The organism is Pimelobacter sp. 30-1 (assembly GCF_018831735.1).
Taxonomy (GTDB): Bacteria; Actinomycetota; Actinomycetes; order Propionibacteriales; family Nocardioidaceae; genus Nocardioides.
In genome coordinates this window covers 410,580-428,678 of the sequence record NZ_NHTS01000007.1, presented here as the reverse complement: position 1 = coordinate 428,678, position 18,099 = coordinate 410,580, and the positions used below count along the sequence as shown (strand labels likewise).

General features: G+C 72.8%; 18 protein-coding genes and 1 rRNA gene. 18 read left to right on the top strand and 1 reads right to left on the bottom strand.

What is annotated here, in order from left to right; translation table 11 throughout:
* Nucleotides 1-83: 83 nt before the first annotated feature.
* Nucleotides 84-200 (top strand): 5S ribosomal RNA (rrf, locus tag CCO04_RS20900).
* Between the two features lie 234 nt (nucleotides 201-434).
* Nucleotides 435-803, top strand: coding sequence for a single-stranded DNA-binding protein (locus CCO04_RS20895; RefSeq protein ID WP_215816071.1), 369 nt, complete (start codon nucleotides 435-437; stop codon nucleotides 801-803).
* Here the strand turns inward: CCO04_RS20895 and CCO04_RS20890 are convergent.
* A complete protein-coding gene (locus CCO04_RS20890; protein WP_215816070.1) occupies nucleotides 763-1,920 on the bottom strand; it encodes a DUF1015 family protein in 1,158 nt (385 codons plus the stop codon). The two genes, CCO04_RS20895 and CCO04_RS20890, sit on opposite strands and share 41 nt — an antisense overlap.
* A gap of 50 nt (nucleotides 1,921-1,970) precedes the next feature.
* On the opposite strand from CCO04_RS20890, the gene CCO04_RS20885 reads away from it, so the two are divergent.
* The 16 genes from CCO04_RS20885 to CCO04_RS20810 all read left to right on the top strand — a co-directional run bounded on the left by CCO04_RS20885 (nucleotide 1,971) and on the right by CCO04_RS20810 (nucleotide 18,094).
* Nucleotides 1,971-3,044, top strand: coding sequence for an HAD-IIA family hydrolase (locus tag CCO04_RS20885; protein ID WP_308281411.1), 1,074 nt, complete (start codon nucleotides 1,971-1,973; stop codon nucleotides 3,042-3,044).
* Nucleotides 3,045-3,053: 9 nt separating this feature from the next.
* Nucleotides 3,054-3,239, top strand: a complete 186-nt coding sequence (locus tag CCO04_RS20880) for a hypothetical protein (RefSeq protein ID WP_215816069.1) — start codon at nucleotides 3,054-3,056, stop codon at nucleotides 3,237-3,239.
* The gene (locus CCO04_RS20875) at nucleotides 3,239-4,072 is read left to right on the top strand and encodes a TlyA family RNA methyltransferase (RefSeq protein ID WP_215816068.1); all 834 of its coding nucleotides are present in this window, start codon (nucleotides 3,239-3,241) and stop codon (nucleotides 4,070-4,072) included. The genes CCO04_RS20880 and CCO04_RS20875 overlap by 1 nt, the downstream gene beginning before the upstream one ends.
* Nucleotides 4,069-5,052 (top strand): NAD kinase, encoded by a 984-nt coding sequence (locus tag CCO04_RS20870; protein ID WP_215816067.1) that lies wholly within the window; start codon nucleotides 4,069-4,071, stop codon nucleotides 5,050-5,052. The genes CCO04_RS20875 and CCO04_RS20870 overlap by 4 nt, the downstream gene beginning before the upstream one ends.
* Nucleotides 5,049-6,797 (top strand): DNA repair protein RecN, encoded by a 1,749-nt coding sequence (gene recN / locus CCO04_RS20865; protein ID WP_215816066.1) that lies wholly within the window; start codon nucleotides 5,049-5,051, stop codon nucleotides 6,795-6,797. The genes CCO04_RS20870 and recN overlap by 4 nt, the downstream gene beginning before the upstream one ends.
* 33 nt (nucleotides 6,798-6,830) lie before the next feature.
* Nucleotides 6,831-8,540 (top strand): CTP synthase, encoded by a 1,710-nt coding sequence (locus CCO04_RS20860; protein WP_215816113.1) that lies wholly within the window; start codon nucleotides 6,831-6,833, stop codon nucleotides 8,538-8,540.
* Nucleotides 8,541-8,550: 10 nt separating this feature from the next.
* Nucleotides 8,551-9,171, top strand: a complete 621-nt coding sequence (locus CCO04_RS20855; protein WP_215816065.1) for an NUDIX domain-containing protein — start codon at nucleotides 8,551-8,553, stop codon at nucleotides 9,169-9,171.
* Nucleotides 9,164-9,649, top strand: a complete 486-nt coding sequence (locus CCO04_RS29915; RefSeq protein ID WP_215816064.1) for an Lrp/AsnC family transcriptional regulator — start codon at nucleotides 9,164-9,166, stop codon at nucleotides 9,647-9,649. Before CCO04_RS20855 ends, CCO04_RS29915 begins: the two co-directional genes overlap by 8 nt.
* 136 nt (nucleotides 9,650-9,785) lie before the next feature.
* On the top strand, nucleotides 9,786-10,901 hold the full coding sequence (gene ald, locus CCO04_RS20845; RefSeq protein ID WP_215816112.1) for an alanine dehydrogenase: 1,116 nt from the start codon (nucleotides 9,786-9,788) through the stop codon (nucleotides 10,899-10,901).
* 4 nt (nucleotides 10,902-10,905) lie between these two features.
* The gene (gene xerD, locus CCO04_RS20840; RefSeq protein ID WP_308281410.1) at nucleotides 10,906-11,859 is read left to right on the top strand and encodes a site-specific tyrosine recombinase XerD; all 954 of its coding nucleotides are present in this window, start codon (nucleotides 10,906-10,908) and stop codon (nucleotides 11,857-11,859) included.
* Nucleotides 11,852-14,362, top strand: a complete 2,511-nt coding sequence (locus CCO04_RS20835) for an RNA helicase (protein WP_215816063.1) — start codon at nucleotides 11,852-11,854, stop codon at nucleotides 14,360-14,362. The genes xerD and CCO04_RS20835 overlap by 8 nt, the downstream gene beginning before the upstream one ends.
* Nucleotides 14,363-14,588: 226 nt before the next feature.
* Nucleotides 14,589-15,500: a ParA family protein gene (locus CCO04_RS20830; protein ID WP_374197017.1), complete on the top strand. Its 912-nt coding sequence runs from the start codon at nucleotides 14,589-14,591 to the stop codon at nucleotides 15,498-15,500.
* Nucleotides 15,501-15,502: 2 nt separating this feature from the next.
* The gene (locus CCO04_RS20825) at nucleotides 15,503-15,850 is read left to right on the top strand and encodes a hypothetical protein (RefSeq protein ID WP_215816061.1); all 348 of its coding nucleotides are present in this window, start codon (nucleotides 15,503-15,505) and stop codon (nucleotides 15,848-15,850) included.
* Nucleotides 15,843-16,715 (top strand): ScpA family protein, encoded by an 873-nt coding sequence (locus CCO04_RS20820; protein ID WP_215816060.1) that lies wholly within the window; start codon nucleotides 15,843-15,845, stop codon nucleotides 16,713-16,715. Before CCO04_RS20825 ends, CCO04_RS20820 begins: the two co-directional genes overlap by 8 nt.
* Nucleotides 16,708-17,352 (top strand): SMC-Scp complex subunit ScpB, encoded by a 645-nt coding sequence (scpB, locus tag CCO04_RS20815; RefSeq protein ID WP_215816059.1) that lies wholly within the window; start codon nucleotides 16,708-16,710, stop codon nucleotides 17,350-17,352. Before CCO04_RS20820 ends, scpB begins: the two co-directional genes overlap by 8 nt.
* Nucleotides 17,342-18,094: a pseudouridine synthase gene (locus CCO04_RS20810; RefSeq protein WP_215816058.1), complete on the top strand. Its 753-nt coding sequence runs from the start codon at nucleotides 17,342-17,344 to the stop codon at nucleotides 18,092-18,094. The genes scpB and CCO04_RS20810 overlap by 11 nt, the downstream gene beginning before the upstream one ends.
* Nucleotides 18,095-18,099 lie beyond the last annotated feature (5 nt).

Here is an 18,099-nt window from a genome sequence, read left to right as displayed (position 1 = left end):
CCAACAACACACAAGATGAACACTTGGTGTGCTGCGCGTCCACATGAAGACCAACCCCAGACCATATATGGGGTTCATAGAGTTACGGCGGCCATAGCGGCAGGGAAACACCCGGTCCCATCCCGAACCCGGAAGTTAAGCCTGCCAGCGCCGATGGTACTGCAACCGAGAGGCTGTGGGAGAGTAGGACGCCGCCGGACATACATTGGCTCAGGGCCAGCACTTTTCAGTGCTGGCCCTGAGTTCTTTTTGCGTCCTTTTGCGTGTCAGCAGGCGCGAGATCGTCCGTGGATCGTCCCCAGGGGCGGTGGTGCGCGGGTCTTGTCCACAGGGCTGGGCGGAGCGCTTCGCGCGAGGGCGTGCGCGGGCGAGGATCGATGCGAAGGAGGAGCCAGGAGGCTCTTCACGCGGGTTCTCGGGAAGCAGGTGACGACATGACGGCGGACGTCGCGTCAGGAGCGGTGAGCAACAACAGCGTCGTGCTGAGCGGCCGGGTCGGCGGTGAGCCGGTGGAGCGCGAGCTGGCCAGTGGTGATCGGGTGTGCAGCTGCCGGCTCATCGTCACGCGTTCCGACGTGCGGGTGCTCGCGTCGGGGCGCCGGAGCTCCTCGGTCGACGTCATCGACCTGGTCAGCTGGACGCCACGGATCCGTCGGTCGATGCGCAGCTGGCACGCCGGCGACGAGGTCCGGGTCGAGGGTGAGCTGCGCCGGCGCTTCTTCAAGGCGGGGGAGCGGACCGCTTCGCGGGTGGAGGTCGAGGTCAGTGCGGCGCGGCGGAGTCGTCGCGGAGCGAGCGGATGAGCACGCCCAGGCTCGGTTTGGGCTGGAACGAGGTGGCCTTCTCCGGGAGCAGCCGGTCGGCCGCGGCGACGCGGAGCACGAGCTCGACCGAGGGTGCCGGCATCAGGACCGAGATGGCATCCGGCCGGGCGCCGCCGAGGGCGTCGTCGACCGTGTGGTGATAGGCGATCGCCGCGGGTCCGTGCGGCAGGGCCGGCACGATCCGGCGGTGCAGCGCCTCGACCGCAGCCTCGTCGGGTCCGATGTCGAGGGTGACCACGGCCCAGCGCTCCCCGTCGGTGGCAGCCAGCCGCTGGGCGGACAGTGCGCTGACGGCGTCGGCCTGGCTGTGCAGCCGGAACTCGAGCCCGAGCGTCTCGGCGGCGTCACGCAGGTCGTCGAGCGAGGTCCCGCTCAGGGTCCGGTGGATCGGACCGAGGAAGAGCGGCGTCGCGTCCTGGTCGACCAGCATGGCCAGGCCGAGGTCGGTCGGCGGCGGGGTGGAGGGCGAGGGTGCTCCGGCCTGGCGGCGCTGCAGGCGCAGGTACGCGGCGTAGCGGTGGTGCCCGTCGGCGATGAGGGCCCGGCTGTCCGCGAGCTGCTCGGCGATGGTGGCGAGGTCGGTGGCGTCGCGGATCGCCCAGATCCGGTGCTCCTGGCCGCCGCGGTCGGTGAAGGCGTGGTCGGGCTCGCCGTCCACCACACGGTCGAGGAGGGTGCGCAGCTGCGGTGTCCCCTGGTGCACCAGGAGGATGGGCGCGGGGTTGAGCTGCATCTCCTCCATCCGGTCGGCCAGGTCGTCGGCCTGGGCGGGGTGGATGCCCTCGTGCGGCAGGATCGCACGGTCCTCGGGCCGGGCGGCGCGGCGGGAGACGTCGAGGGCCCCGACCAGGCCGCGCACGGTCATCCCGGCGGAGCTGTACTCGTGGAGGTAGAGCGCCGGCTCGCGGTCGGCACGGACGAACCCGCGGGCCTGCCAGCGCAGGAGCCGGGCCGAGACGTCCTTGTAGGGCCGGGCGAAGGCCCGGCCGGTGGTCGGGTTGCCGACGCGGGCGGGCGCGAGCATGAGCGCCGCGAAGGGCTCGAGGCGCAACGGACCAGCGACGTACGGCGGCGTCACCAGGGTCGTTGCGTCCATCAGGGCATCGTACGGAGCCCGTGGGTGGGGCGGCTGGCAAGGTGGAGGCTGTGTTGCTCACATCCAGCGAACCGCTCGCCCACGCCTACGACCTCGCGATGCTCGACCTCGACGGCGTGGTCTACGTCGGATCGGACGCGGTGCCGGGAGCGGCCGCGCACGTGGGGTGGGCGCGGGAGGCGGGGATGCGGGTCGCCTTCATCACCAACAACGCCTCGCGGCCGCCGCAGGCGGTGGCCGCGCACCTGTCCGAGCTTGGGGTGAGCGCGACGGCTGACGACGTGGTGACGAGTGCCCAGGCGGCCGCGCGGGTGCTGCGCGAGCGCTACGGGGCGGGGGCGCGGGTGGTCAGCCTCGGGGCGGACGGGCTCCGGGCGGCGCTCGAGGAGGCGGGGCTGGTGCCGGTGGGCTTCGCGGACGAGGCGGTGGCGGTGGCCAGCGGGTACGGCCCCGACCTGCGCTGGAGCGACTTCATGCGGGTGGCGGTGCGGATCCGGGACGGGCTGCCGTGGCTGGCGAGCAACAGCGACCACACCATCCCGACCCCGTACGGCGTCGCGCCGGGCCACGGCGTCCTCGTGGACATGCTCAGCCGGTTCGCCGGGGTCACGCCGGAGGTCGCCGGCAAGCCGTCGCGGCCCCTGCTGGACGAGACGATCCGCCGGGTCGGCGGGGACCGTCCGCTGATGGTGGGCGACCGGCTCGACACCGACATCGAGGGCGCCCGCAACGCAGGCGTGGACTCGCTGCTGGTGCTGACCGGCGTGACCGGGCTGGGCGAGCTGGTCGCGGCGCGCGGGGCGCTGCGGCCGACGTACGTGGCGCCGGACCTGGGCGGGCTGACGACCGGGCACGGCGCGCCGGAGCGCGACGGGGAGCGCTGGGGGCTGGGCGGCTGGGCGGGCTCGGTCCGTGACGGCCGGCTGCAGGTCGACCGGCACGGCGCCGACGCCGCCGACGCCGCCGCCGACGCCGCCGACGCTGCCGGTGGCTGTGACGCGGCGGCCGCGGCCGACTGGTGGCGGGTGGCCGCGGTGACCGCCTGGCACCACCTCGACACGACGGGGACGGTGGTCGACATCGCCGGGGTCCGGGTCCCCGGGAGCGACGGGGCGGCGCGGTAGCCTCGCAGCATGACCGAGGTACCTGTGCCGGCGCCCACGCCGACCGGCATCGACGCCGTCGACCGCGTGCTCGACCTGGTCGCCGGGCTCGACCGGCGACCGCTCGAGGAGCACGCGGGTGTCCTCGAGGAGGCGCACGCCGAGCTGCGGCGCACCCTCGACCACCCGCCGGCTCCACCGACCGCCGCGCCGTAGTGCCACCGCGACGACTGCGGCTCGACGCGGAGCTGGTCCGCCGCGGGCTGGCGCCGTCCCGCGAGCGCGCGGCCCAGCTGATCGCCGACGGGCGGGTCAAGGTGGCGGGTGCGGTGGCGTCCAAGGCGGCCACGGGGGTCACCACCGACGTGGCGATCGTGGTGCGCGAGGGCGAGCACGGTCCGGACTACGTCTCGCGCGGGGCGCACAAGCTGCTGGGGGCGCTGACCGCGTTCGCTCCGCTGGGTCTGGCGGTGGCCGGGCGGCGGTGCCTGGACGCGGGGGCGTCGACGGGTGGGTTCACCGACGTCCTGCTGCGGGCGGGGGCGGCCGAGGTGGTGGCGGTCGACGTCGGCTACGGGCAGCTGCACTGGTCGCTGCAGCAGGACGAGCGGGTGAGCGTCCACGACCGGACCAACGTCCGGACGCTGAGCGCCGACGACATCGGGGGACCGGTGGACGTGGTGGTGGGCGACCTGTCGTTCATCTCGCTGCGCCTGGTCCTCGACGCCCTGCTCGGGGTGACCCGGGACGACGGCGACCTGGCGCTGATGGTCAAGCCGCAGTTCGAGGTCGGCAAGGACCGGCTGGGCAAGGGCGGCGTGGTCCGGGACCCGGAGCTGTGGGTCGAGACCGTCCTGGACGTCGCCCACGCGGCGGCCGAGCGGGGCTGGGGGGCGCGGGCGGTGACGGTGAGTCCGCTGCCGGGTCCCTCGGGGAACGTGGAGTTCTTCCTGTGGCTGCGCAAGGGGGCGCCGGAGCTGGACGACGAGTCCATCGCGGAGGTCGTCCGGCGCGGAACGTCGGGGGTGGATGAGAGGGTGAGTCCATGACCACCACAGGGACGGGCGCGACGCCGGCGGAGACGCCACGGCGGGTGCTCGTCCTCGCCCACACCGGCCGGTCCGAGGCGCGCGACGTGGCGCGGGCGTTCGTCAAGGAGCTGACCGGGCACGGCATCGTGGTCCGGCTGCTCCACCACGAGGCCGACGACCTCGACCTGGTGCCCGAGGACTACGTGCCGCGGGTCGAGCTGACCGACTCCGAGACCGACGCGAGCCACGGCTGCGAGCTGACGGTGGTGATCGGCGGCGACGGCAGCATCCTGCGCGCGGCCGAGGTGACCCACGAGCGCTCGACGCCGGTGCTGGGGGTCAACCTGGGCCACGTCGGGTTCCTGGCCGAGGCCGAGCACGAGGACGTGGCGGCGACGATCGACGCGATCGTCGAGCAGCGCTACACGACCGAGGACCGGCTGACCCTCGACGTCCGGGCGTTCGTCGACGGCGAGCTGGTCTACGCGACGTTCGCGGTCAACGAGGCGAGCGTCGAGAAGGCGGCCCGCGAGCGGATGCTCGAGGTGGTCGTCGAGGTCGACAGCCGTCCGCTCTCGCGCTGGGGCTGCGACGGGGTGGTGTGCGCGACGCCGACGGGGTCGACCGCCTACAACTTCAGCGCCGGCGGGCCGATCGTGTGGCCCCAGGTCGAGGCGCTGTGCATCGTGCCGCTGAGCGCGCACGCGCTGTTCTCCCGGCCGATGGTGGTGGCGCCGTCGTCGGTGATCGCGATCGAGGTGCTCCAGGGCAACCAGGGCTCCGGGGTCCTGTGGTGCGACGGGCGGCGCAGCGTCGACCTGCCGCCGGGGGCCCGGATCGAGGTGAGCCGGGGGCTGCGGCCGGTCCGGCTGGTCCGGCTGCACCAGGCGCCGTTCACCGACCGGCTGGTGGCCAAGTTCGGCCTCTCGGTCGAGGGCTGGCGCGGGGCGGCGGAGCAACGACGACAAGAACGACGGGCTCGAGGGGAGGACGCATGATCGAGGAGCTGCGGATCAGCTCGCTGGGAGTCATCGACTCCTCCACGCTCGAGCTCGGTCCGGGTCTGACCGTGATCACCGGTGAGACCGGTGCCGGCAAGACCATGGTGGTCACCGCGCTCGGGCTGCTGCTGGGCGGGCGGGCCGACAGCGGCGCGGTCCGGGCCGGTGCCAAGCAGGCGCGCGTCGAGGGCCTGGTCTCGGTCAAGGCGCTGCCCCAGCTGCTCGCCGCGGTCGAGGAGGCCGGCGGCGAGGCCGACGACGACGGCGTGGTGCTCGCCCGCAACGTGAGCGCCGAGGGGCGTTCGCGGGCGTTCGCGGGCGGTGCCTCCGTCCCGATCGCGACGCTGGCCGAGATCGCCGAGCCGCTGGTCGCGGTCCACGGGCAGTCCGACCAGCACCGGCTGCTCAAGCCGCAGACCCAGCGCCAGGCGCTCGACCGGTTCGGCAAGCTCGACAAGCTGCTGACGAAGTACGCCACCGTCCACGACCGGCTGGTCGCCACCGAGCGCGAGCTGGCCGAGGTGACCGCGACGGCGCGCGAGCGGGCCCGCGAGGCCGACCTGCTGAGGTTCGGCGTCGACGAGGTGGCCGCGGTCGCGCCCCAGCCCGGCGAGGACGCCGAGCTGGCGGCCGAGGAGGCCCGGCTGGGCCACTCCGACACCCTGCGCGGTGCCGCCGAGCAGGCCCGCGAGGCGCTCTCCAGCGAACAGGGCTCGCCCGACGCGATGGGAGCGGTCGCCGCGGCGCGGGGGCTGCTCGACGGCGTGCGCGACCACGACCCCGCCGCGGCCGAGCTGGCCGACCGGGTCACCGAGGTGAGCTACCTGCTCTCCGACGTGGCGGCCGACGTGGCGTCGTACGCCTCGCGCATCGACACCGACCCGCACCGGCTCGCGGCCGTCTCCGAGCGCCGGGCGGCGCTCGTCGCCCTCACCCGCAAGTACGGCGAGACGGTCGACGAGGTCCTCGCGTGGGCCGAGCGCTCCGCGATGCGCCTGCTCGACCTCGACTCCACCGACGACCGGATCAAGGAGCTCGCGGCCCGGTCCGCGGCGCTGCGGGCCGACCTGGCCGCCGCGGGTGCCGAGCTGACCGAGGCCCGGGTCAAGGCCGCCAGCCGGCTCGGTACGGCGGTCTCCGACGAGCTGACCCTGCTGGCGATGCCGCACGCGGTGGTCACCCTCCGGGTCGCGCCGCGGGCCGCCGAGGCGCCGGCCGATCCCGCGCACCCGCCGGCCGACCTGCTGCTGGTGGGGGAGCGCTGGGTCCGGTTCGGGCGCAGCGGGCTCGACGAGGTCGAGTTCCTGCTGGCGGCCAACACCGGCTCCGAGCCCCGCCCGCTCCACAAGGGCGCCTCGGGCGGTGAGCTGTCCCGGGTGATGCTGGCCGTCGAGGTGTGCCTGGCCGGCACCAGCCCGGTGCCGACGTTCGTCTTCGACGAGGTCGACTCGGGCGTGGGCGGTGCGGCGGCGGTCGAGATCGGGCGCCGGCTGGCGACGCTCGCCGGCGACGCCCAGGTCCTCGTGGTCACCCACCTGCCGCAGGTGGCCGCGTTCGCCGACCGGCACGTGCTGGTCGAGAAGTCCAGCGACGGCACGGTGACCAGCTCAGGCCTGGTCACGCTCGACGACGCGGCCCGCGAGCGGGAGCTCTCCCGCATGCTGGCCGGCCTCGCCGAGTCCGACACGGCACTCGCGCACGCACGCGAGCTGCTCGACCTGGCGCGGCGACGTAACGGTTGAGGACTTCGAGTAGTAGGATGGAATCCCGTGAACATGGCGCCGGGTAGTGGTTCGAATCGACAGGCAAAGCACGTCTTCGTCACCGGGGGCGTCGCCTCCTCGCTGGGCAAGGGCCTGACCGCCTCCAGCCTCGGCCGGCTGCTGCGCTCGCGCGGCCTGCGGGTCACGATGCAGAAGCTCGACCCGTACCTCAACGTCGACCCCGGGACGATGAACCCGTTCCAGCACGGCGAGGTGTTCGTCACCAACGACGGCGCCGAGACCGACCTCGACATCGGGCACTACGAGCGCTTCCTCGACACCGACCTCAACCAGATCGCCAACGTGACGACCGGGCAGGTCTACTCGTCGGTCATCGCCAAGGAGCGCAAGGGCGAGTACCTCGGCGACACGGTCCAGGTGATCCCGCACATCACCAACGAGATCAAGGACCGCATCCTGGCCATGGGCCACGGTGAGGAGCCGGTCGACGTGGTGATCACCGAGATCGGTGGCACGGTGGGCGACATCGAGTCGCTGCCGTTCCTCGAGGCCGCGCGCCAGGTGCGTCACGACATCGGCCGCGACAACGTCTTCTTCCTGCACGTCTCGCTGGTGCCGTTCATCGGCCCCTCGGGCGAGCTCAAGACCAAGCCCACCCAGCACTCGGTCGCCGCGCTGCGCCAGGTCGGCATCCAGCCCGACGCCGTGGTCTGCCGCGCCGACCGCGAGCTGCCGGAGAGCATCAAGAAGAAGATCTCCCTGATGTGCGACGTCGACCAGGAGGCCGTGGTCACCGCGGCCGACGCGCCGTCGATCTACGACATCCCCAAGGTGCTGCACCGCCAGGGCCTCGACGCCTACGTTGTGCGCCGGCTCAACCTGCCCTTCCGCGACGTCGACTGGACCGTCTGGGACGACCTGCTCCGCCGGGTGCACCACCCCAAGGAGGACGTCACCATCGCGCTGGTCGGCAAGTACATCGACCTGCACGACGCCTACCTCTCGGTCACCGAGGCGCTGCGCGCGGGCGGCTTCGCCCACGAGGCCAAGGTCCACCTGCGCTGGGTCGCCTCCGACGAGTGCGAGACCCAGGCCGGCGCGACCAAGCACCTGGCCGACGTCGACGCGATCTGCGTCCCCGGCGGCTTCGGCATCCGCGGCCTCGAGGGCAAGCTCGGCGCGCTGACCTACGCCCGGGCCCACGGCATCCCGACCCTCGGCCTGTGCCTGGGCCTGCAGTCGATGGTCATCGAGTACGCCCGCACCGAGCTCGGCCTGACCAAGGCCGGCTCGACCGAGTTCGACCCGGACACCCCGGAGCCGGTCATCGCCACGATGGAGGAGCAGAAGTCCATCGTCGAGGGCGCCGGCGACCTGGGCGGCACCATGCGCCTGGGTCTCTACCCGGCCCAGCTCAAGGCCGGCACGATCGCGCGCGAGGTCTACGGCGCCGAGGTGATCGAGGAGCGGCACCGCCACCGCTACGAGGTCAACAACGCCTACCGCAGCCAGCTCGAGGAGGCCGGGCTGGTCTTCTCCGGGCTCAACACCGACCTCGACCTGGTCGAGTTCGTCGAGCTGCCGCGCGAGGTGCACCCCTACTACATCGGCACCCAGGCGCACCCCGAGCTCCGGTCCCGGCCGACCCGTCCGCACCCGCTGTTCGCGGGTCTGGTCGGCGCCGCGATCGCCCGGCAGCGCGAGACGCGCCTCGAGATCGACGACTCCGGCCTGCACGCCGAGCCGACCGACGACGAGTGACGGCCGCGCCGTGGCGGTCCTGAGGGACACTCCCGAGGTCTGGCCGGTCGACTCCAGCACCGACCTGCACCGTGACGGCTGGGTGCTGGCCCTGCGCTCGGACCAGGTACGCCGGCCGGGCGCCGACGACGAGGGCGACTTCCGGCGCCTGGTCGTCGAGCACCCGGGCGCGGCGGTCATCTTGGCCGTCGACGCCGAGGACCGGGTGCTCTGCCTGCGCCAGTACCGCCACCCGGCGGCGCACCGGCTGGTCGAGCTGCCCGCCGGCGTGTGCGACCACCCCGGGGAGGACCCGGTCGAGGTCGCTCGGCGCGAGCTGCGCGAGGAGGCCTCGCTGGCCGCCGAGCGGTGGACCCACCTGCTCTCGACGTGGAGCTCGCCGGGCTACTCCGCCGAGCGGATCCACTACTTCCTCGCCGAGGACCTGAGCGAGGCCGACCGCGGCGACTTCGAGCTGCGCCACGAGGAGGCCGACCTCGAGGTGCTCTGGGTGCCCTTCGCCGACCTCGTCGACGCGATCCTGGCCGGCGACGTCGCCGACGGGCCCGTCGTCCAGGCGGTGCTCGCGCTCCAGGTCCGCCGGGACCGCGACCGGGACCGCGACCGGGACCAGGAGCCGCGCCGTGGTTGAGCTCGACCCGATCGACGCCGCCATCGTCCGCGAGCTCCAGGACGACGCCCGCCTCGCCAACAACGTGCTGGCCGCCCGGGTCGGCATCGCCCCCTCGACCTGCCACGGCCGGGTGCGCGCGCTCTTCGAGCGCGGGGTCATCCGCGGCGCGCACGCCGAGGTCGACCAGGCCAGCATCGGCCGCCCGCTCCAGGCGATGATCTCGGTCCGGCTGCGCCCGCACGCCCGGGGCGAGCTGAGCGCCTTCGCGCACGCCATGTCGACGCTGCCCGAGGTGCTCAACGTCTACTTCCTCGCCGGGGCCGACGACTTCCTGATCCACGTCGCCACGGCCGGCTCCGAGGAGCTGCGCGAGTTCGTGCTGCACCACCTCAGCGGCACCAAGGACGTCGCGATGACCGAGACCAGCCTGATCTTCGAGCACCTGCGGGGCAGTCCGGTCGCACAGGCTTCGGCGCAGCGCCCGGCGCAAGCCTGATCGCCGACGATCCGATCCGGATTTCCGCGCGCGGCACGAATTCTCGCTGGCGTGTCTAGCGGTGGCGCCGACTGATCTTCATGATTTCTCTCCACAGAGGAATTCGCCACGGATTCCACGATCAGGAGGGATGCCCATGCGCGTCGGCGTGCCGAAGGAAGTCAAGAACCACGAGTACCGGGTGGCGATCACGCCGATCGGTGTCCACGAGCTGGTGGCGCACGGCCACGAGGTCGTGATCCAGACCGGTGCCGGGGTCGGCTCGTCGATCAGCGACGACGACTACACGGCCGCGGGCGCCACGATCCTCCCCGACGCGGACGCGGTCTGGGGCAGCGCCGAGATGATCCTCAAGGTCAAGGAGCCGGTCGCCGAGGAGTACCACCGGATGCGGGAGGGCCAGGTCCTCTTCACCTACCTCCACCTGGCCGCCGACAAGGCGCTGACCGACGAGCTCGTCGCGCGCAAGGTCACCGCGATCGCCTACGAGACGGTGCAGCTGCCCTCGGGCGCGCTGCCGCTGCTCTACCCGATGTCCGAGGTGGCCGGCTGCCTGGCGCCCCAGGTCGGCGCCTACTCGCTGATGAAGGCCCAGGGCGGCCGCGGCGTGCTCATGGGCGGCGTCGGTGGCGTCGCGAACGCCAAGGTCGTCATCATCGGCGCCGGCGTCTCGGGTCAGAACGCGGCCAACATCGCGCTCGGCATGGGGGCGGACGTCACCCTGCTCGACACCGACCTCGACAAGCTGCGGATGTCGTTCTGGCGCTACAACAACCGGGTGCACGGCCTGGCCTCGTCCAAGCTGACGCTCGAGCAGCAGGTGATGGAGGCCGACCTCGTCATCGGCGCGGTCCTCATCCCCGGCGCGGCGGCGCCCAAGCTGGTCTCCAACGAGCTGGTCTCGCGGATGAAGCCCGGCTCGGTGCTCGTCGACATCGCCGTCGACCAGGGCGGCTGCTTCGAGGACACCCGGCCCACCACGCACGCCGACCCGACCTACCAGGTGCACGGCTCGACGTTCTACTGCGTGGCCAACATGCCGGGCGCCGTGCCGAACACGTCGACCTACGCGCTGACCAACGCCACCCTCCCGTACGCCGTGGCGCTGGCCGACAAGGGCTGGCGCGACGCGTGCCGGGCCGACGCGAGCCTGGCGCTGGGCCTCAACACCCACGCCGGCCTGCTGACCAACGCCCCGGTGGGCGAGGCCACGGGCGTCCCGGCGGTGCCGATCAGCGAGGCGCTAGCCTGACCAGGTGAGTCAGGGAGGTGCGGTGGATCGAGCGGTCCGCACCTATCTGGACCACCTCGCCGTCGAGAAGGGCCTGGCGGTCAACACGCTGACCTCCTACCGGCGCGACCTGCGCCGCTACCGGGAGCACCTCGCGGGCGAGGCGATCACCTCGCTCGACGAGGTCACCGAGGCCACCGTCACCGAGTTCCTGATGAGGCTGCGCGAGGGCGACGCCGAGCACCCGCCGCTGAGCGCGTCGAGCGCGGCGCGCACGGTGGTCGCGGTGCGCGGCTTCCACAAGTTCGCGGTCGCCGACGGGCTGGCCGCGGCCGACCCGGCCGCGGGGGTCAAGCCGCCCAGCCCGGCCAAGCGACTGCCGAAGGCGCTCCCGCTGGCCGACGTCGAGGCGATCCTCGAGGCGGCCGGCGCAGCGGACACCCCGCTCGCGCTGCGCGACCGGGCGCTGCTGGAGATCCTCTACGGCACCGGCGCGCGCATCTCCGAGGCGGTCGGCCTCGACGTCGACGACGTCAGCCACCTCGCGGTGCCCGAGCTCGACCAGGCCGACGCGACGGTGCTGCTGCGCGGCAAGGGCGGCAAGGAGCGGCTGGTGCCGGTCGGCTCCTACGCCCGCGCCGCGCTCGCGGCGTACCTGGTGCGGGGGCGGCCGGCGCTCGTCGCCGCCGCGACACCGGCGCTGTTCCTCAACGCCCGCGGCGGTCGGCTGAGCCGGCAGTCGGCCTGGGCCGTGCTGGTCAAGGCCGCCGAGCGGGCCGGGGTGACCCGCGACGTCTCACCCCACACGCTGCGCCACTCGTTCGCGACGCACCTGCTCGACGGCGGCGCCGACGTACGTGTCGTCCAGGAGCTGCTCGGCCACGCGTCGGTCACGACCACGCAGGTCTACACGCTCGTCACCGTCGACAACCTGCGCGAGGTCTTCGCCACCGCGCACCCGAGGGCCCGCCATGGCTGACGCCTACGACCGCATCCTGGAGCACGCCGAGAGCCAGGGGCTCACGCTCTACCCGCACCAGGAGGACGCGATCCTGGCGCTGCTCTCCGGCGACAACGTCGTGCTGGCCACGCCGACCGGCTCGGGCAAGTCGCTGGTCGCGATGGCCGCCGCGATGGGCGCGATCGCCGACGACCGGGTGACCTTCTACACCGCGCCGATCAAGGCGCTGGTGAGCGAGAAGTTCTTCGACCTGGTCGAGGTCTTCGGCGCCGCGGACGTCGGCATGCTCACCGGCGACGTCGCGGTCAACGCCGACGCCCCGATCATCTGCTGCACCGCCGAGGTGCTCGCCAACATCGCGCTGCGCGAGGGCACGGCCGCCGACGTCGGCATGGTCGTGATGGACGAGTTCCACTTCTACGGCGAGCCGGGCCGCGGCTGGGCCTGGCAGGTGCCGCTCATCGAGCTGCCCCAGGCGCAGTTCCTGCTCATGTCGGCGACCCTCGGCGACACGACCGAGCTCGCCGCCGACCTGACCCGCCGCAACGGGCGCGAGACCACGATCGTCGACGACGCCGAGCGGCCGGTGCCGCTGGACTTCAGCTGGTCGCTGGAGCCGATGGGGGACAAGCTCGAGGAGCTCGTCACCACCGGCCAGGGCCCGGTCTACGTCGTCCACTTCACCCAGGCCGCCGCGGTCGAGCACGCGGTCTCGCTGCTGAGCGGGCCCGGCCGCCTCGACACGGTCCTGCCCAAGGACCGCAAGGAGCAGATCGGCGAGCGGATCGCCGGGGTCCGGTTCGCCGCCGGCTTCGGCAAGACCCTCAACAAGCTGCTGCGCCAGGGGATCGGCGTCCACCACGCCGGCATGCTGCCGCGCTACCGCCGCCTGGTCGAGCAGCTCGCCCAGGCCGGCCTGCTGACCGTCATCTGCGGCACCGACACCCTCGGCGTCGGCATCAACGTCCCCATCCGCACGGTGCTGTTCACCGGGCTGGCCAAGTTCGACGGGTCGCGGCAGCGGGTGCTGCGCACCCGGGAGTTCCTCCAGATCGCCGGGCGCGCGGGCCGTGCGGGCTACGACACGGCCGGGTACGTCGTCGTCCAGGCGCCCGAGCACGTCATCGACAACGAGAAGGCCAAGGCCAAGTCCGAGGCCAAGAACGCCGCCAACCCCAAGAAGAAGTCCAAGCCCCAGCTGCGCAAGCCGCCCGAGGGCACGGTCGTGTGGAGCGAGCAGACCTTCGAGAAGCTGGTCGCCGGCAAGCCGGACCCGCTCAAGTCGCAGATGAAGGTCGACAACGCGATGCTCGTCAACGTCCTCTCCCGCGAGGAGGACGCCTTCCCGGTGCTGCGCCGGCTGCTGATGGACAACCACGAGGAGCGGCGCAGCCAGCTGCGGCTGGCCAAGCGGGCGGTCCGGCTGGCCCGCAGCCTGGTCACCTCCGAGGTGGTGACCCGGCTCGACGAGCTCGACGGCTTCGGCCGGCGCTACGTGCTGACCGAGGCGCTGCCCGACGACTTCGCGCTCAACCAGCCGCTCTCGCACTTCGCGCTGGCGGTGCTCGACGTGCTCGACCCCGACAGCGACACGTTCATGCTCGACGTGATCTCGGTCGTCGAGGCCACGCTCGAGGCGCCGCGGCCGCTGCTCATGGCCCAGCGCCACGCGGCCCGGGGCGACGCGATCGCCGCGCTCAAGGCCGACGGCGTCGAGTACGACGAGCGGATGGCCCTCGTCGAGGACATCACCTGGCCCGAGCCGCTGAGCGACCTGCTGGAGCCGCTGTTCGAGACCTACCGCGAGCGCCACCCCTGGCTCTCGCCCGACGCGCTGGCGCCCAAGTCGGTCGTGCGCGAGATGTGGGAGCAGGGGATGGGGTTCACCGACCTCGTCTCCCGCTACCAGGTGGCGCGCTCCGAGGGACTGGTGCTGCGCTACCTGACCGACGCCTACCGGGCGCTGCGCCAGACCGTGCCGGCGTCGTACCGGACCGAGGAGCTGGAGCTGCTCGTCGACTGGCTGGGCGAGACGGTGCGCCAGGTCGACTCCTCGCTGCTCGACGAGTGGGAGGCGCTCAACGACCCCGCCCACGCGACGCGCGAGGTCAGCCACCACGCGCCGCCGCCCCCGCCGCGACCGCTCAGCCAGCAGGGCCGGGTCTTCGACGTCATGGTGCGCAACGCGATGTGGCGCCGGGTCGAGCTCTTCGCCCGCGATGACGTACCGGGGCTGGCCGCGCTCGACGAGGGCGGCGACTACGGCGAGGCCCAGTGGGACGCCGCGCTCGAGGCCTACTTCACCGAGCACGACCGGCTGCTCACCGACGGCGACGCCCGCGGCCCGGTGCTGCTCACCGTCGAGAAGCGGCCCGGCACCACCTGGGAGGCCACCCAGACGCTGCACGACCCGGAGGGCAACCACGACTGGGTGATCGTCGCCGACGTGGACCTCGCGGCCAGCGACGAGGCGGGGGAGGCCGTCGTACGGACGGTCGACGTGCGCTCGCTCACCGACTGAGCCCGACGCCACGCCGCGGCGCTCCGGCGCGCCTCCAGAATGTCGCCGTGTCGACATTGTTGGATGAAGGGGTCACGGGCTCTGGGGAAGGAGCCCGACCACAACACACGTGAGGTGAGCCACCATGGTCGGCGGTTTCTACGGAGGATCCAGCGCGCCGGACATGCCGCCGCGGGCGCCGATCCCGGCCCCGGGCAGCGACGTCCCGCTGGGGACGGAGGATGCGATGACACTGCAGTTCCCGGTACCCGAGCGCGAGCCGGAGCCCAGCCGCGCGTCGGTCCAGACGCTCAGCGGCGAGCCCGGCCCGACCGGTCGCCCGATGCCCGAGCTGCCCGACCCGAAGCCGGTCGCCCAGCACGGCAACGCGCGCGTGATCGCCATGTGCAACCAGAAGGGCGGCGTCGGCAAGACGACGACCACCATCAACCTCGGCGCCGCGCTGGCCGAGTTCGGCCGCAAGGTGCTGCTGGTCGACTTCGACCCGCAGGGCTCGCTGTCGGTGGGCCTGGGGCTCAACCCGCACGAGATGGACCTGACGGTCTACAACCTGCTGATGGACCCCGAGACGCGCCTCGACGAGGTCGTCGTCCCCTCGGGCGTGCCCGGCATGGACCTGCTGCCCTCCAACATCGACCTGTCGGCCGCCGAGGTGCAGCTGGTGCACGAGGTCGCGCGCGAGCAGACCCTGCAGCGCGTGCTGGCCCCCGCCGTCGCCGAGTACGACGTCATCCTGATCGACTGCCAGCCCTCCCTGGGCCTGCTCACGGTCAACGCGCTGACCGCCTCGAACGGCGTGATCGTGCCGCTGGAGTGCGAGTACTTCGCGCTGCGCGGCGTCGCGCTGCTCAAGGCGACCATCGACAAGGTCAAGCAGCGGCTCAACCCCGACCTCGAGGTCGACGGCGTCCTCGGCACCATGTACGACGGCCGCACGCTCCACGGCCGCGAGGTGCTCGAGCGGCTGGTGCAGGCCTGGGGCGACCAGGTCTTCCACACCGTCATCCGCCGGACCGTGAAGTTCTCCGACTCCACCGTGGCCGGCGAGCCGATCACGTCGTACGCCTCCGGGTCGAGTGGAGCGGAGGCGTACCGCCAGCTCGCGAAGGAGGTGGCGCTGCGGTGTCCCGACGTGTGAGCATGCCCGCCGCGGACGACCTCTTCCGGCCGACCGCGGACGGCGAGGCGCCGGCGGCGCGCCGGGGCAAGGTCCGCGCCGTCCCCGACGCCCCCGAGCCGGTCGCGACCGAGCCCGAGGCCGAGCCGCAGAAGGCCCCCAGCGGCCGGATCCGGCACGACGAGAAGATCACCGTCTACGTCACCTCGGCCGAGCTGATGGAGCTGGAGCAGGCGCGGCTCACCCTGCGGGGCGAGCACGGCCTGGCCGTCGACCGCGGCCGCCTCGTGCGCGAGGCGCTGCACCTGGTCCTCGGTGAGCTCGAGTCCGAAGGAGAGAGCTCCGCGCTGGTCAGGCGCCTGCGTGAGTGACGACACCGGAGCGCCGGTCGAGGCCGCGGTCGAGGAGAACGAGACCGCGGCCACGACCGGCTTCCAGGTCCACCTGGCGAACTTCGAGGGACCGTTCGACCTGCTGCTGGGCCTGATCTCCAAGCACAAGCTCGACGTCACCGAGATCGCGCTGTCCAAGGTCACCGACGAGTTCATCGCGCACGTCAAGAACCTGCCCGACAGCGACCTGGAGGAGACGACGTCGTTCCTCCTGGTCGCGGCGACCCTGCTCGACCTCAAGGCGGCCCGGCTGCTGCCGGCCGGCGACGTGGAGGACGAGGAGGACCTCGCCCTGCTCGAGGCCCGGGACCTGCTGTTCGCGCGGCTGCTGCAGTACAAGGCCTACAAGCAGGTCGCCGCCGTCCTCGACGGCCGGCTCCAGGCCGAGGCGAAGAGGTTCCCGCGCGCGGTCGGGCTGGAGGAGCGCTTCGCCGGGCTGCTGCCCGAGGTGCTCATCGGCATCGGCCTGGACCAGTTCGCCGCGCTCGCGGCCAAGGCGATGACGCCCAAGCCCGAGCTCCAGCTGACCCTGCACCACATCCACGCCCCGACGGTCAGCGTGCGCGAGCAGGCGGCCATCGTGGTGGACCGGCTGCGCCGGAGTGGGACGATGACCTTCCGGGCGCTGTGCGGCGACTCGCCCGACACGCTGACCACGGTGGCGCGCTTCCTGTCGCTGCTCGAGCTCTTCCGCGAGGGAGTGATCGGCTTCGACCAGATGACGCCGCTGGGCGAGCTGACGGTGCGCTGGACCGGCGACGAGGCGGTCGACATCGAGGACCTGATCACCGACGAGTTCGACGGGGCGGCCCCGCCCCCGGAGGAGACACCGAGCGATGACTGAACAGACCGAGGAGCCGGACGGCACCGCGGAGGAGGCGCTCCCGCTCGTCGAGCTGCGCCCCGCGCTCGAGGCGGTGCTCATGGTCGCCGACCAGCCGCTCGACGAGCTCGCCCTGGCCTCCGCCGTGGGCCACCCGGCCCCCGACGTCGTCACGGCGCTCGCCGCCCTCGCCACCGAGTACGACGAGCAGGGCCGCGGCTTCGAGCTGCGCAACGTCGCCGGCGGCTGGCGCTACTACACGCGCGAGGAGTTCGCGCCCGTCGTCGAGGCCTTCGTCCTGGAGGGCCAGCAGGCCCGGCTCACCCAGGCCGCGCTCGAGACGCTCGCCGTCGTCGCCTACCAGCAGCCCGTCTCGCGGGCCCGGGTCTCGGCGATCCGCGGGGTCAACGTCGACGGCGTGATGCGCACCCTCATCAGCCGCGGTCTGGTCGAGGACGCCGGCCAGGACGGCGAGCACGGCGCGACGCTGTACCGCACGACGTCGTACTTCCTGGAGCGGATCGGCATCGTCTCGCTCGACGAGCTGCCCGACCTCGCGCCGCACCTGCCCGACCTCGCCGAGGTCGAGGAGGAGCTGGCGCCCACCCCCGAACCGCAGCCTGACGACCAGAACGAGGACACCCCTGATGACGCGTGAGATCGCCGTCGACGACGACGGCCAGATCCGCCTGCAGAAGCTGCTCGCCCAGTCCGGCGTGGCCTCGCGCCGGCGCTGCGAGGAGCTCATGCTCGCCGGGGAGGTCGAGGTCGACGGCGAGGTCGTCACCCGCCTCGGCACCAAGGTCGACCCGCGCACCGCGGTGATCAAGGTGTCCGGCAAGCGCCTGCCCCCGGTCTCCGACCACGTCTACCTCGTGCTCAACAAGCCGCGCGGCGTCGTCTCGACGATGTCCGACCCCGAGGGGCGCCCGACGCTGACCGACCTCGTCGCCGACCGCGAGGAACGGCTCTTCCACGTCGGGCGGCTCGACACCGACACCTCCGGCCTGCTGCTGCTCACCAACGACGGCGACTTCGCGCACCGCATGGCGCACCCGTCGTTCGAGGTCGAGAAGACCTACGTCGCCGAGGTCGCCGGGCGGCTGGCCAAGGGCACCGTCGGCGACCTGCTCGCCGGCGTGACGCTCGAGGACGGCCCGGTCGAGGTCCGCCGCGCGCGCATCCTCGCCACCGCGGCGGACAAGTCGATCATCGAGCTGGTCATCCACGAGGGCCGCAACCGCATCGTGCGCCGCCTGCTCGACCAAGTCGGGCACCCGGTGCGCCAGCTCAGCCGCACGAAGTTCGGTCCGATCGAGCTCGGCACGCTGCGCAGCGGCACCCTGCGCGAGCTCTCCGACGACGAGCTCGGCCAGCTGCTGGAGCTCGTCGGTCTCTAGACCTA

What these genes read in the sequence shown, in the direction of transcription:
- CCO04_RS20895 (WP_215816071.1), top strand. Translation starts at nt 435, where the DNA reads ATGACGGCGGACGTCGCGTCAGGAGCGGTGAGCAACAACAGCGTCGTG.
- CCO04_RS20890 (WP_215816070.1), bottom strand. Translation starts at nt 1,920, where the DNA reads ATGGACGCAACGACCCTGGTGACGCCGCCGTACGTCGCTGGTCCGTTG.
- CCO04_RS20880 (WP_215816069.1), top strand. Translation starts at nt 3,054, where the DNA reads ATGACCGAGGTACCTGTGCCGGCGCCCACGCCGACCGGCATCGACGCC.
- CCO04_RS20870 (WP_215816067.1), top strand. Translation starts at nt 4,069, where the DNA reads ATGACCACCACAGGGACGGGCGCGACGCCGGCGGAGACGCCACGGCGG.
- recN (WP_215816066.1), top strand. Translation starts at nt 5,049, where the DNA reads ATGATCGAGGAGCTGCGGATCAGCTCGCTGGGAGTCATCGACTCCTCC.
- CCO04_RS20860 (WP_215816113.1), top strand. Translation starts at nt 6,831, where the DNA reads ATGGCGCCGGGTAGTGGTTCGAATCGACAGGCAAAGCACGTCTTCGTC.
- ald (WP_215816112.1), top strand. Translation starts at nt 9,786, where the DNA reads ATGCGCGTCGGCGTGCCGAAGGAAGTCAAGAACCACGAGTACCGGGTG.
- CCO04_RS20835 (WP_215816063.1), top strand. Translation starts at nt 11,852, where the DNA reads ATGGCTGACGCCTACGACCGCATCCTGGAGCACGCCGAGAGCCAGGGG.
- CCO04_RS20830 (WP_374197017.1), top strand. Translation starts at nt 14,589, where the DNA reads ATGACACTGCAGTTCCCGGTACCCGAGCGCGAGCCGGAGCCCAGCCGC.
- CCO04_RS20825 (WP_215816061.1), top strand. Translation starts at nt 15,503, where the DNA reads ATGCCCGCCGCGGACGACCTCTTCCGGCCGACCGCGGACGGCGAGGCG.
- scpB (WP_215816059.1), top strand. Translation starts at nt 16,708, where the DNA reads ATGACTGAACAGACCGAGGAGCCGGACGGCACCGCGGAGGAGGCGCTC.
- CCO04_RS20810 (WP_215816058.1), top strand. Translation starts at nt 17,342, where the DNA reads ATGACGCGTGAGATCGCCGTCGACGACGACGGCCAGATCCGCCTGCAG.